General features: G+C 61.6%; 14 protein-coding genes. 10 read left to right on the forward strand and 4 right to left on the reverse strand.

Annotation, left to right across the window (positions count from 1 at the left end; all coding sequences use genetic code 11):
• Positions 1–112 precede the first annotated feature (112 nt).
• A complete protein-coding gene (locus V2B23_RS13775; protein WP_430950852.1) occupies positions 113–1,159 on the reverse strand; it encodes an LLM class F420-dependent oxidoreductase in 1,047 nt (348 codons plus the stop codon).
• A 73-nt stretch (positions 1,160–1,232) separates the two neighbouring features.
• Between V2B23_RS13775 and V2B23_RS13780 the strand changes: the two genes are divergently transcribed.
• The 6 genes from V2B23_RS13780 (at position 1,233) to V2B23_RS13805 (ending at position 6,320) form a co-directional block, all read left to right on the forward strand.
• Complete coding sequence (locus V2B23_RS13780; RefSeq protein ID WP_430950853.1) at positions 1,233–2,210, forward strand: Zn-ribbon domain-containing OB-fold protein; 978 nt, start codon at positions 1,233–1,235, stop codon at positions 2,208–2,210.
• Positions 2,211–2,221: 11 nt separating this feature from the next.
• A complete protein-coding gene (locus V2B23_RS13785; protein ID WP_033232319.1) occupies positions 2,222–3,292 on the forward strand; it encodes a thiolase domain-containing protein in 1,071 nt (356 codons plus the stop codon).
• Positions 3,292–4,473 carry a thiolase domain-containing protein gene (locus V2B23_RS13790; protein ID WP_430950854.1) on the forward strand — a complete coding sequence of 394 codons (1,182 nt, stop codon included), beginning with the start codon at positions 3,292–3,294 and terminating at the stop codon, positions 4,471–4,473. Before V2B23_RS13785 ends, V2B23_RS13790 begins: the two co-directional genes overlap by 1 nt.
• A 33-nt stretch (positions 4,474–4,506) precedes the next feature.
• Positions 4,507–5,370: a TIGR03619 family F420-dependent LLM class oxidoreductase gene (locus V2B23_RS13795; protein WP_430950855.1), complete on the forward strand. Its 864-nt coding sequence runs from the start codon at positions 4,507–4,509 to the stop codon at positions 5,368–5,370.
• An 8-nt stretch (positions 5,371–5,378) separates the two neighbouring features.
• Positions 5,379–5,789 carry a nuclear transport factor 2 family protein gene (locus V2B23_RS13800; protein ID WP_033232322.1) on the forward strand — a complete coding sequence of 137 codons (411 nt, stop codon included), beginning with the start codon at positions 5,379–5,381 and terminating at the stop codon, positions 5,787–5,789.
• Between the two features lie 150 nt (positions 5,790–5,939).
• A complete protein-coding gene (locus V2B23_RS13805) occupies positions 5,940–6,320 on the forward strand; it encodes a VOC family protein (RefSeq protein WP_430950856.1) in 381 nt (126 codons plus the stop codon).
• Positions 6,321–6,534: 214 nt separating this feature from the next.
• Here the strand turns inward: V2B23_RS13805 and V2B23_RS13810 are convergent, their stop codons facing one another.
• Complete coding sequence (locus V2B23_RS13810; protein WP_430950857.1) at positions 6,535–7,785, reverse strand: cytochrome P450; 1,251 nt, start codon at positions 7,783–7,785, stop codon at positions 6,535–6,537.
• 175 nt (positions 7,786–7,960) lie between these two features.
• Here V2B23_RS13810 and V2B23_RS13815 point away from each other — a divergent pair, with 175 nt between their 5' ends.
• The 4 genes from V2B23_RS13815 to V2B23_RS13830 all read left to right on the forward strand — a co-directional run bounded on the left by V2B23_RS13815 (position 7,961) and on the right by V2B23_RS13830 (position 10,853).
• Positions 7,961–9,124, forward strand: coding sequence for a steroid 3-ketoacyl-CoA thiolase (locus V2B23_RS13815; RefSeq protein WP_430950858.1), 1,164 nt, complete (start codon positions 7,961–7,963; stop codon positions 9,122–9,124).
• A gap of 1 nt (position 9,125) precedes the next feature.
• Positions 9,126–9,617, forward strand: coding sequence for a nitroreductase family deazaflavin-dependent oxidoreductase (locus V2B23_RS13820; protein ID WP_430950859.1), 492 nt, complete (start codon positions 9,126–9,128; stop codon positions 9,615–9,617).
• A 58-nt stretch (positions 9,618–9,675) separates the two neighbouring features.
• Positions 9,676–10,089 (forward strand): DNA-binding protein, encoded by a 414-nt coding sequence (locus V2B23_RS13825; RefSeq protein ID WP_430950860.1) that lies wholly within the window; start codon positions 9,676–9,678, stop codon positions 10,087–10,089.
• A 92-nt stretch (positions 10,090–10,181) separates the two neighbouring features.
• The gene (locus V2B23_RS13830) at positions 10,182–10,853 is read left to right on the forward strand and encodes a GNAT family N-acetyltransferase (RefSeq protein ID WP_430950861.1); all 672 of its coding nucleotides are present in this window, start codon (positions 10,182–10,184) and stop codon (positions 10,851–10,853) included.
• 56 nt (positions 10,854–10,909) lie between these two features.
• Here V2B23_RS13830 and V2B23_RS13835 read toward each other — a convergent pair whose 3' ends face one another.
• Positions 10,910–11,236 carry a YnfA family protein gene (locus V2B23_RS13835; protein WP_430950862.1) on the reverse strand — a complete coding sequence of 109 codons (327 nt, stop codon included), beginning with the start codon at positions 11,234–11,236 and terminating at the stop codon, positions 10,910–10,912.
• Positions 11,237–11,257: 21 nt separating this feature from the next.
• Complete coding sequence (locus tag V2B23_RS13840) at positions 11,258–12,175, reverse strand: L,D-transpeptidase (RefSeq protein ID WP_430950863.1); 918 nt, start codon at positions 12,173–12,175, stop codon at positions 11,258–11,260.
• Between the last annotated feature and the right edge of the window lie 188 nt (positions 12,176–12,363).

The raw sequence follows: 12,363 nt of genomic DNA on the forward strand, positions 1-12,363 counted from the left end.
CACGTCACCGTCACCAGCGACGGCGACCTGGGGTTTTACCGGTGCCTGTGGATAACTTTAGCGGTGCGAAAGTGGCGTTGATCGCCTCAGATGCGCTGAAAGGTACGTTCGCTCAAAAAATGTCACCCCGCACCGCTGCCGCCAATTCCCGAACATGATCGGCGTCGCGGCAGGTCACCAACAGCATCGTGACGCCTGCCTCTTCCCAGCGCTTCACGCCGGCCCGAACTTCGTCGAGGTTGCCGATGATCATGGTCTCGGTGACCATCTCGTCGGGGACGACCGCCGCAGCTTCGTCCTTGCGACCGGACATGAAGAGACGGCCGATCTCGTCGACCTCCTTCTCGTAACCCATGCGCTTGTAGACCTGGGCGTGAAAGTTCAACTCCGGGGCGCCCATTCCGCCCACGTAGAGGGCGGTCATCGGTTTGAGAGCGGCGATGGCGGCAGCACGATCGTCGGTCACGATGACCTGACACGTGGCGGCCACCTCGAAGTCCTCGCGACTACGACGCGCTCCGGCGCGCGCGAATCCTTCGTCGAGCCAGTTGTTGTACACCGGTGCGAGCCGCGGGGTGTAGTAAATAGCTAGCCAACCGTCGGCGATTTCTCCGGCGAGTGCAACATTTTTGGGTCCTTCGGCGCCGAGCCAAATGGGGATGTCGGCACGCAATGGATGCGTAATCGCCTTGAGCGGCTTGCCAAGACCCGAACTTCCGGGTCCGTTGTACGGCAGTGGGTAGTGCGGTCCGGGGCTGGTGACAGGTTTTTCGCGGGCGAGGACCTGGCGGATGATGTCCACGTATTCGCGGGTGCGCGCTAGCGGCTTTTCGAACGGTTGCCCGTACCACCCTTCGACAACCTGCGGTCCCGATACGCCGAGCCCCAGGATGGTCCGACCGCCGCTGAGATGATCGAGTGTGAGCGCGTGCATGGCGCAACTGGTGGGCGTGCGTGCAGAAATCTGGACGACCGACGTGCCCAACCGAAGGTTCTCGGTTCGCGATCCCCACCACGCGAGTGGCGTGAACGCGTCGGACCCCCAGGACTCCGCGGCGAAGACCGAATCGAAGCCCGCGTTCTCGGCTGCTTCGATCAGTTCCGGAGCGTTCGTGGGGGGCTGTGCGCCCCAGTATCCGAGTTGCAACCCAAGCTTCATCTTGCGCCTCCGCGTCTCCGGTGATCAGAAGTGACCCTTGCCACAATCTCTAGAACCTGTTCTACTCGATCTTGTGACCATCGGAAAGAGCGGGGTGGCCGAAAAGCCGCTGAGCGCACCATTGAATCTCCATTTCGACTACACCAGATCGACGGGGCCGACCATCGGCGCGTTCGTAACTGCCTTGCGTGATCGCAGGGTGATCGGCGCGCGTGGGTCGAACGGTCGAGTTTTTGTGCCGCCACCCGAATTCGATCCGGATACCGCCGAACCACTCACCGACTTCGTCGGAGTCTCCGACGGCGGAACCGTCGTGAGTTGGTCGTGGATGCCGGAACCGATCGACGGACAACCGCTCACGAAGCCATTCGCGTGGGCCCTGATCAGGCTCGACGGCGCAGACACCACCATGCTTCACGCGGTCGACGTCGACTCCCCCAGCGCAATCAGCACCGGTATGCGAGTGCGCGCTCGCTGGGCGACGGAGCGAGTCGGTCAGATCACGGACATCGAGTGCTTCGAGCCTGGCGAGAGCGAAAATGGCATCGCCTCAGTCGATTCGAGCGCGGATCCAGTCACCATGATCACGACACCTGTCGACTTGAACTTCATGCACTCCGCGTCGGCTGAGGAGAGCTTCTATCTCCGCGGGCTCGCCGAGGGCAAACTCATCGGCGGACGTAGCGCCCCGGGCGACAAGGTCTACATCCCCCCGCGCGGCGCCAACCCCACCAACGGATTTCCGACGAACGAACAAATCGAACTGCCGGACAAGGGCACTGTCACGACGTTCTGCATCGTCAACGTTCCGTTTCTCGGCCAGCGGATCAAGCCTCCGTACGTCGCTGCCTACGTGCTGCTCGATGGTGCAGATATTCCGTTCCTGCATCTGATCCTGGAGTGCGACGCGGCCGACGTGCGTATGGGGATGCGCGTCGAGGCCAAGTGGAAGCCACGCGAGGAGTGGGGTTACACGCTCGAAAATATCGAATACTTCAGGCCGACCGGTGAACCCGACGCCGAGTACTCCACCTTCCAACACCACCTGTGAGGGCTTCTGACATGACTTCTGCAGACATCGCAGTGGTGGGCTTTGCACAAGCCCCGCACGTACGCGAGACCCATGGCACCACCAACGGCGTCGAAATGCTGGTCCCCTGCTTCCAGCAACTGTACAAAGACCTGGGAATCACCAAATCCGATATCGGATTCTGGTGCTCGGGATCTTCCGATTACCTTGCCGGACGATCGTTTTCCTTCATCTCGGCTATCGACTCCATCGGTGCCGTTCCGCCCATCAACGAGTCCCACGTCGAGATGGACGCGGCCTGGGCGTTCTACGAGGCCTGGATCAAAATCTTGACAGGTGAGGTCGATACCGCACTTGTGTACGGCTTCGGAAAGTCGTCCGCAGGACACCTGCGCAAGATCCTCACCATGCAACTCGATCCATATCTTGTTGCGCCCCTGTGGCCCGACTCGGTTTCCATCGCCGGACTGCAGGCCCGTCTCGGTATCGACGCAGGCAAGTGGACGCACGAGGACATGGCCGAGGTGACCGCTCGTAGCCGTCGTCACGCCATGAGCAACCCCAACGCGCAGCTCGCCGGCGAGGTGGATATCGAGGCTTTGCTGGCCAGTCCCTTCCTCGCAGATCCGTTGCGCGCCCATGATTGTGCGCCCATCACCGACGGAGCAGCCGCCATCGTGCTCGCATCCGGCACGCGCGCTCGTGACCTGTGCGAGCGCCCCGCCTGGATTTCCGGCATCGAACATCGCATCGACTCTCCGAACCTCGGGGCACGTGATCTCACGACATCACCGTCGACGGCATCCGCCGCGAAGGCTGCGACGGGCGGCGATGTCAGCAACATCGACATCGCCGAACTCCACGCACCGTTCAGCCATCAGGAACTGATCCTCAAGGAGGCAATCGGTCTCACGGATGCGACCACGATCAACCCGTCGGGTGGCCCGCTGAGCGGCAACCCGATGTTTGCGGGTGGTCTCGAACGTATCGGTTACGCAGCGCAGGCAATTTGGGGAGGCCAGGCGAATCGCGCACTGGCCCATGCAACCAGCGGCCCAGTGCTGCAACAGAACCTGGTAGCAGTCTTGGAGGGACGGAACTGATGGCCGGAACGCCACAACTCGCGGCCGTGCTCGGCACCGGCCAGACTCACTACGTCGCAAAGCGTCACGACGTGTCGATGGCCGGATTGGTCCGCGAAGCGATCGATGCCGCAATGCTCGACGCTCAGGTCGGCTGGGACGACATCGACGCCGTCGTGATCGGCAAGGCCCCCGACTTGTTCGAGGGATCGATGATGCCGGAACTCGCCATGTCGGATGCACTCGGCGCCAACGGAAAACCGTTGCTTCGCGTCCACACCGCCGGATCGGTGGGCGGCTCCACCGCTATCGTGGCATCGAGCCTCGTCAAATCCGGGGTTCACAAGCGGGTTCTGACAGTCTCCTGGGAGAAGCAGTCCGAGTCGAATGCGATGTGGGCACTGTCCACGCCGATTCCCTTCAACATGCCGGTGGGCGCCGGAGCCGGCGGTTACTTTGCGCCGCACGTCCGTTCGTATATCCGTCGCTCGGGGGCACCCTCGCACATCGGCGCCATTGTTGCCGCAAAGGACCGTCTCAACGGCAGCATCAATCCATACGCACACCTCAAGCAGCCCGATATCACGGTCGAATCCGTTCAGGCGTCGCAGATGCTGTGGGATCCCATTCGCTACGACGAGACGTGCCCGTCCTCCGACGGCGCGTGTGCTCTGGTGATCGGCAACGAGGAGGCCGCCGCCGAGGTCGAGGCACAAGGTCGTACCGTCGCGTGGATTCATGCAACGGCGATGCGCACCGAGCCGACGACCTATGCGGGCCGCGACCAGGTCAACCCGCAGGCCGGACGCGATGCTGCGGCAGCGCTCTGGAAGGCGGCCGGAATCACGGATCCGCTCAGCGAGATCGACTGCGCCGAAATCTATGTGCCGTTCTCCTGGTTCGAACCGATGTGGCTCGAGAACCTCGGATTTGCCGAGGAAGGCCAGGGATGGAAGCTCACCGAAGCCGGCGAAACAGCCATCGGCGGCAAGCTTCCCGTCAACCCGTCGGGTGGCGTTCTCTCGTCCAACCCGATCGGCGCGTCCGGCATGATTCGGTTTGCCGAATCCGCGATGCAGGTGATGCGCAGGGCCGGTGACCACCAGGTGGCCAATGCAAGCAAGGCCCTCGGTCACGCGTACGGCGGTGGCTCACAGTACTTCTCGATGTGGGTCGTCGGCTCCGAACGCCCCACCACGTAAACACGCCAACCGCCGATCAGGGAGAAGTCGAAGATGAAGTACACCGTCGGGGTTGCGATGAACCCCTTGGATCAGTTGGCCGGTATCGCCAAAACCGCTGAAGAGTGCGGCTTTACGTCCATTGCGTTACCGGATTCACTGTTCTTCATGGAAACCCAGACGGCGGACTACCCGTACACGCCGGACGGGTCTCGGATGTGGACTGCCGAGACCCCCTGGGTCGATCCGCTGATCGCCGCGGCCGCGATGGGCGCCGTCACCGAGAAAATCGAGTTCTACACGCAGGTACTGAAGCTGGGTAGCCGCAATCCGGTGCTTCTCGCCCGCCAAGTAGGGTCCGTCGCCGCTTTGACGAACAACCGTTTCGGCTTCGGCGTCGGAATCGGCTGGGCTCCAGAAGAATTCGAGTGGTGCGGGGCTCCCTACGCGCGTCGCGGCGCCCGGGTCGACGAGATGATCGACGTCATCAAGCTGATCCTGGGCGGCGGCATGGTCGAGTACCACGGCGAGTTCTTCGATTTCGATCGCCTGCAGATGAGTCCGACTCCCACCAAACCGGTTCCGTTCTACGTCGGTGGCCACACCGAGGTTGCTCTCAAGCGCGCTGCACGGGTGGGTGACGGCTGGACGTCGGCGATGATCAAGTTCGACGATCTGGTCGGCGTCATCGCCAGACTGCGCGAATTGCGCGCCGAGTACGGCAAGGAGAACGAACCGTACGAGATCCAGACCGTGTGCGTCGACCGGTTCGGGAAAGACGGCTACGCCGAACTCGAGGACGCCGGTGTCACCGACATCATCACGGTTCCTTGGGTTTTCGACGGGATCGGCTTCGACGCGCCGCTCGAGGCAAAACAGGATTCCATGCGCAGGTTCGCCGAGAAGTACATTCAGTGAGGGAAACGATGACGACCGAACATCCCGCCCGCGTAGCGGGCAATGCATCGCGGGCAGCGGCAAGTGGAAAGAACAAAGAAGCCTGGCTGGATCTCTTTGCCGAGGACGGCTGGGTCGAAGATCCCGTCGGCCCTTCAGGCTTCGATCCCGAGGGCAAAGGCCATCACGGCCGCGAAGCCATTTCCAAGTTCTACGACATGACGATCGCCACGACGGAGTCGCTCGAGTTCCTCATCGACGATTCCCTGGTGTGCGGTAACGAGAACGTCAACATCGGGAAGATTCGGAGCACGGTTGGCGGCATGGTCGTCGATGCGGAAGGCGTGTTCGTCTACCGCGTCAACGACGAGGGCAAGATCCAATCACTTCGCGCGTTCTGGGAAGTGGAGCGGGCCATGAAGACTGCTCGCAAGGCCTGACCGAACAAACAAACAAATGAGGGCTCCGGTCATATTGACCGGAGCCCTCACTGTTGCGTCGGATTCGCGGAAATGGTTTCCTGGAATTTATCGTCGCGTGTCGATGGCGGACTGCGCCAGGCATGGAGGCGTCGTACCCAAGGGTTCTCAATGACCATTTCGTTCAATCACACCATCATCGCGGCGCAGGACAGACAAGAGTCTGCGTGGTTCTTCACCCACATTTTTGGTCTTCCGGATCCTGTGCCGGCCGGATACTTCCTCTCCGTCGAACTCGAGCACGGAGTGATGCTGGACTACGCGCAGGTCGACCAAGGCGCTGAGGTTTCACCGCAACACTACGCATTCCTGGTATCCGAGAAAGACTTCGACGGAATCTACCAGCGGATACTCGATCTGAGACTCGATCATTGGGCCGATCCGCGAAAATCGAGCACTGGCTTCAACACCAACGACGGTGGGCGCGGTGTCTACTTCCTCGACCCGTCGGGCCACTTTCTGGAAGCCATCACGAAACCGTACGGCGGCTGAAACAACCCGCCCCCCGGAACTACAAAACGGTGGCGCCTGCGGGAGATGAGGGATCCCACAGACGCCACCGCAGTTCCAAGTAGCCAGCTAGTGGCTCCTCAGAACGTCAACTGTAGTTCTGTGCAGTCGAAAGCGCAGCGCCAACCTTCGATTCCGTACACATACCTACATGCCCATACCTACCCGCCGGTTACCGTCTCAGTATAGGGCTGGTTCAGTGTTTGACCGGACAGCCGCCGGTCTTGTAATCAACCTGAAACTCTTTGATGCCGTTGAGCCAGCCCGAGCGCAGACGACGAGGATCTCCGAGCCGGGTGATATCGGGAAGATGATCGGCGATCGCATTGAAAATCAGGTCGATTTCGAGGCGAGCCAGATTCGCGCCGACACAGTAATGCGCACCGGTGCCACCGAATCCGAGATGCGGATTGGGGTCACGCATGATGTCGAACTTCGTGGGGTTCTCGAAGACCTCTTCATCGAAGTTGGCCGACGCGTACATCATCACGACGCGATCGCCCTTCTTGATCTTCTGTCCACCGAGCTCGGTGTCCTCGAGAGCGGTGCGCTGGAAGGACGTCACCGGAGTGGCCCAGCGAACGATCTCGTCGGCAGCGGTCTTGGGACGTTCCTTCTTGTACAGCTCCCACTGGTCGGGATTGTCGAGGAACGCCACCATGCCATGTGTGATCGCATTGCGAGTGGTCTCGTTTCCTGCGACCGCAAGAAGGATCACGAAAAAGCCGAATTCCTCAGGGGAGAGCTCATTTCCGTCGATGTCAGCTTCGATGAGCTTGGTGACGATGTCATCGGCAGGACACTTCTTGCGCTGATCGGCCATCTGGTACGCGTACCCGAGGAGCTCCATCGACGCGGCCTGCGGATCGATGTCGAACTCGGGGTCGTCGTACGACGTCATCTGGTTGGACCAGTCGAAGAGCTTCGTACGATCTTCCTGCGGCACACCGAGAAGCTCGGCAATCGCCTGCAGCGGCAGTTCCGAGGCCACCTGCGTGACGAAGTCTCCGGCACCACTCTCGGCGGCGGTCTTCACGATCTGCTCGGCACGCTCGGTCAGCTCGTCGCGCAGGCTGTTGATAGCTCGCGGCGTGAACCCGCGGGAAATCAGTTTGCGAAGTTTAGTGTGCTCGGGAGCGTCCTTGTTGATGAGGATGAACCGCTGCATTTCGACGTTCTCACGCGGGATGTCATCGGCAAAACGCGGGATCGCGGTGTTTTCGTGGGTCGAGAAGATGTCGCTGCGCTGCGAAACTTCCTTGACCTCTTCATGCCGAGTGACCACCCAGTAGCCCTCGTCCTGGAACCCACCGATCTCCGGCGGCTGCGGATTCCACCACACGGGAGCCGTCTTACGCAGCTGAGCAAATTCCTCGAAGGGCATCCGCTCTGCGTAGATGTCGGGGTCCGTGAAGTCGATCCCCTGGGGGATTGCGGGCTGTGCCACTGATGTCTCCTGCCATGAGCCTTTTCATCACCGAGGTGATGACCATCCGTAATGTGGAACACGTTCTACTTACATTGAAACACAAGCCTGCTTACTAGGAAAGGAAACGGCAGACAGCTCTTGCTTCTTGCTAAGAACTTGTTCTACTTTTTCAATACAAGGAAAGGAACCCACCGTGGGCACACCAGTAATCGTCGAGGCCGTCCGCACACCGATCGGTAAGCGCGGAGGCTGGCTCGCCGGCCTACACGCCGCCGAAATTCTCGGAGCTGCTCAGAAGGGCCTTCTCGACCGCTCGGGAATCGACCCGATGTTGATCGAGCAGGTGATCGGCGGCTGCGTCACCCAGGCCGGCGCGCAGTCCAACAACATCACCCGCACCGCGTGGCTGCACGCCGGACTGCCCTGGCAGACCGGTGCCACCACCGTCGACTGCCAGTGTGGATCCGCACAGCAGGCCAACCACCTGATCGCCGGCTTGATCGCCACCGGTGCGATCGACGCGGGCATCGCCTGCGGCATCGAAGCGATGAGCCAGGTCCCGCTTGGGGCCAATGTCGGAACTCTCGCCGGACCACGCCGTCCCGCCACCTGGGACATCGACATGCCCGACCAGTTCGGAGCCGCCGAGCGCATCGCACGTCGTCGCGGACTGACCCGTGAGGACCTCGAAGCTCTCGGCGTCCGCTCCCAGGCCCTCGCCAAGCAGGCCTGGGAAGAAGGCCGCTTCGACCGCGAGGTGCTCGAGCTGTCCGCACCTCAGGTCGACAAGGAAGGCAACCTGACGGGCGAGACCAAGCTGGTCAATCGCGATCAGGGTCTGCGTGACACGACGGCCGAGTCCCTGGCTCGGCTGAAGCCGGTCATGGAGGGCGCAATCCACACTGCCGGAACGTCTTCGCAGATCTCCGACGGTGCAGCTGCCGTCCTACTCATGGACGAGGACAAGGCCCGCGCTCTCGGCTTGAAGCCGCGCGCCCGCATCGTCGCGCAGGCACTCGTCGGATCCGAACCCGAGTTCCACCTCGACGGTCCGGTTCAGGCCACGACCCGCGTACTCGAGAAGAGCGGCATGAAGATCGGCGACCTCGATCTGTTCGAGGTCAACGAGGCTTTTGCTTCGGTTGCACTGTCCTGGGCGCAGGTTCACGGACCGGATTTCGACAACGTCAACGTCAACGGCGGCGCTCTTGCACTCGGCCATCCGGTCGGCAGCACCGGCTCGCGACTGATCACGACTGCTCTGCACGAACTCGAGCGCCGCGACGGTTCGACTGCGTTGATCACCATGTGCGCGGGCGGCGCACTGGCCACCGGCACGATCATCGAGCGCATCTGACATGAGCACTCCCCCAGCTAAACCCAAGGGACTCGACGCTCCGGCGACAGTCACGATCATCAAGTGGATGTCGAAAGCCAACGTCGCGATGTATCGGGCGACCGGCGGAATGCTGGGCAGCAAGTGGCGGGTCGGCAGCGCGTTTCCACGCGGGCTGCCGATCTGCCTGCTCACCACGACTGGTCGCAAGTCCGGCGAGGAGCGGATCAATCCGCTGCTGTTCCTCGAGGACGACGACAACGTGATTCTGGTGGCGTCACAAGGCGGTCTGCCGAAGAACCCGATGTGGTACCTCAACATCAAGGCCGATCCCGTGGTGACCGTACAGATCAAGGCACGCGTGCGGTCGATGAAAGCTCGTGTCGCCACAGACGAGGAACGCGCCCGGTTGTGGCCCAAACTTGTCGCGATGTATGCCGACTTCGACAATTACCAAGCCTGGACCGATCGGGTTATCCCAGTCATTGTCTGTGAGCCGCTCGCAAATAAGTGAACAACTTGTTTACAACAAAGTGTTTACATTGCCGAGGGATCATGCAAACCTGAAATGCATGACCGATGACCAATTCCGACCGATCGAGCCCGGGCGTAAGCGCGCACATCGCGAGTACGCCGGGCTCTTTCGTATCAACGAACGGCACGGAGCAACCGAGAGCCAACGAGCCAGGCAATCCCTCCCGCACATGCTCGAACCGTACGGCGCGATCCGCGTCGTCGGCGGCCTCGCCGCGGGAAGCAGCACTCGCGAACCCGGTGAACCGGACGTCGACGACGCCGACATCATGGCCGCCCTGAGTCTGATCCCCAAGGCCCGCGCCGAAATGGACCAGGACGAAGCACTCTTCCTCGCGCTTGCACGCAAACGCGGAATGACGTGGCAGGACATCGCGTTCGGACTCGGCCTCGGCAGCACACAGGCCGCCCGTCAGCGCTACGAACGGCTCGTCCGCCGCACCACAGGCTGAACACGTGCCATAACGTGCAAGGTGGAGCACTATTGACCAGTACGGTCCGCACGGCAAGCGTTTGTAGCCTCGAACAGCAAGGAGTCGCATTTATGACGACGCACATTCAAGATCAGATCCTGGACCGTCGCGAGCTCACCGCCGCACTTGTTCGCGCCTTGGAACGCCGACACGAGGTCCTGGACGCCGTTGTCGACAGCGCCGATCATCAGGCAGCAGTGGCGACGGTGGCAGAACTGCTCGGGACGTCGGAGTCCAACGCGGAAGCCGTGTTGGGCCTCAAGTTCAGTGCACTGACCAAGGCGGCACGCGATCGTATCCAGGGCGAACTCGAGAACCTCGACGCCACCTTGGAATGGACCGCCGTGGATCGCCCGGCAAGCAGCGGTGCGCACTTCAATCTGCGCCCGTTCACCGACAGCGCCGACGATGCCACGCTGTTCGCGGAGCGCTCCGCGGAGCAGTTGGACGAGAGCGGCGCTCCGTGGGCTTCTGATCGCGTCGAATCGGAGCGCGCGGCCGGCTTGGGGCGCATCGACGACGAAAACGCGGCTTGGTTTGTCGCCGAGGATCTTTCGTCCGATACCCCGAAGAGCGTCGGCCTGGTTTTCGGTGAGCTCACCGATCAGGAAGTGAACGTCGCGATCTGGATCGCTCCGCAGGCACGGAAGAAGGGCTACGGCACGGCGTGCATCAAGCACGCTCGCCGCGAACTCGCCGCCGAGTTCCCCGGCACTGTTCTGGTGGTCCGGGCGAAGGCGTGACCCTTTGCTGTGCGCCTTTGTCATCCGTCCGCGGTTGATAAAGGCGCACAGCACTATTAGCGCGCGTACATGATCACGCCAACTCCGACGAGGCAGATCAGCGCACCGGCGATGTCGAACCGATCAGGGCGGAAACCGTCCATCGCAACTGCCCACAGCAAGGATCCGGCGACAAATATGCCGCCGTACGCGGCAAGAATTCGACCGAAGTTCGCGTCGGGCTGCATCGTCGCAACCAGCCCGTACAGGCCGAGCGAGATCACGCCGAGGCCGACCCAGATCCAGCCTTTGTTCTCGCGAATTCCCTGCCATACCAGCCAGGCTCCACCGATTTCGAGTACGGCAGCAAGAACGAACAGCAGAAGCGAACGAGCGACGGTCATGCCCAGAACTGTAAAGCGCTGCTAGCGGTTCCATTCACCCAGTCCGTCGGCGCCGCTGAGGATTCCACCGGCGGTGTTCTGCACGATCACGGGGTCGCCCTTGCCTGCGTTCTCGAAGAACCACTTGGCGTTCTCGGTGCTGACGTTGAGGCAGCCATGGCTCACGTTGGTGAAGCCCTGTTGCGCAACGGACCACGGTGCCGCGTGGACGAAGATGCCACTGTAGGAAATTCGTGACGCGTATTCGACGTAGGTCCGGTAACCCTCGGGTGAATCGATCGGAACACCGTAGGTGGACGAATCCATGTACATGTCACGCAACTGCTCACCCACGATGTACGTGCCGTTGGGAGTTTCGTGGCCGGGCTTGCCGAAAGACGTCGGCATGGTGCGCACCACTTCACCGTTGCGAGTGACGGTGATCTGCTTTGTGTTGTCGTCCGCAACCGTGACGAGTGCATCGCCGATGCTGAACGTGGAATGCGAATCGCCGGCGTCGACCGTCACCGAGATGTTCGCGGGCCAGAACTGCGTCGGCTTCCACCGCACCTGGCTGTTGTTGATCCAGTAGAAGCTGCCCTCGACCGGCGGATTGGTGGTGACGCGAATTGCACGTTCCGCGGTCGCACGGTCATCGATCGATTCGTTGAAGCGAATGATGATCGGCTGGGCAATTCCGACGCGTTCACCGTTGGACGGGTTGACCGACGGTGCCGAGAAGTTGGGAACCGGGGCGGGAATCTGATCCGCCGTGCCCATGAAACCCGGTAGCGCCGGATCAAGGCCGGCAACACCGGCGACGACGGGTACGGGAATCTCCGGACCACCGGGAAAGAGCGGGAAAGCCGCTGCCGGTCCGGCAAATGTGAGGCCTGCAGCCACTACTCCGACAACCGCCACAGCTATCCGGGATGTCCGACGCACTCGCTTGCTGACCATCTCACTACTTTCCTTCGACAACGTGCATTTGCTGGTCATGCGAGGCTGGCGTCGATACCCGCCTGGCATCGACGCCAACGCGCCATTCGGAGCAAACCGCACAATTCCCTTGTAATTAACACATAAATCGAGAAATCCAGCAATACGAAGGTTCGCTGAACCGTAGCTGTCAACGGTCATGGAGCGAG

This window comes from Rhodococcus sp. 24CO, assembly GCF_050586165.1.
Taxonomy (GTDB): domain Bacteria; phylum Actinomycetota; class Actinomycetes; order Mycobacteriales; family Mycobacteriaceae; genus Rhodococcus_F.

Excerpts from the sequence above, each read along its gene's own strand:
- V2B23_RS13775 (WP_430950852.1), bottom strand. The coding sequence starts at position 1,159 with ATGAAGCTTGGGTTGCAACTCGGATACTGGGGCGCACAGCCCCCCACG.
- V2B23_RS13785 (WP_033232319.1), top strand. The coding sequence starts at position 2,222 with ATGACTTCTGCAGACATCGCAGTGGTGGGCTTTGCACAAGCCCCGCAC.
- V2B23_RS13790 (WP_430950854.1), top strand. The coding sequence starts at position 3,292 with ATGGCCGGAACGCCACAACTCGCGGCCGTGCTCGGCACCGGCCAGACT.
- V2B23_RS13795 (WP_430950855.1), top strand. The coding sequence starts at position 4,507 with ATGAAGTACACCGTCGGGGTTGCGATGAACCCCTTGGATCAGTTGGCC.
- V2B23_RS13800 (WP_033232322.1), top strand. The coding sequence starts at position 5,379 with ATGACGACCGAACATCCCGCCCGCGTAGCGGGCAATGCATCGCGGGCA.
- V2B23_RS13805 (WP_430950856.1), top strand. The coding sequence starts at position 5,940 with ATGACCATTTCGTTCAATCACACCATCATCGCGGCGCAGGACAGACAA.
- V2B23_RS13820 (WP_430950859.1), top strand. The coding sequence starts at position 9,126 with ATGAGCACTCCCCCAGCTAAACCCAAGGGACTCGACGCTCCGGCGACA.
- V2B23_RS13825 (WP_430950860.1), top strand. The coding sequence starts at position 9,676 with ATGACCGATGACCAATTCCGACCGATCGAGCCCGGGCGTAAGCGCGCA.
- V2B23_RS13830 (WP_430950861.1), top strand. The coding sequence starts at position 10,182 with ATGACGACGCACATTCAAGATCAGATCCTGGACCGTCGCGAGCTCACC.
- V2B23_RS13835 (WP_430950862.1), bottom strand. The coding sequence starts at position 11,236 with ATGACCGTCGCTCGTTCGCTTCTGCTGTTCGTTCTTGCTGCCGTACTC.
- V2B23_RS13840 (WP_430950863.1), bottom strand. The coding sequence starts at position 12,175 with ATGGTCAGCAAGCGAGTGCGTCGGACATCCCGGATAGCTGTGGCGGTT.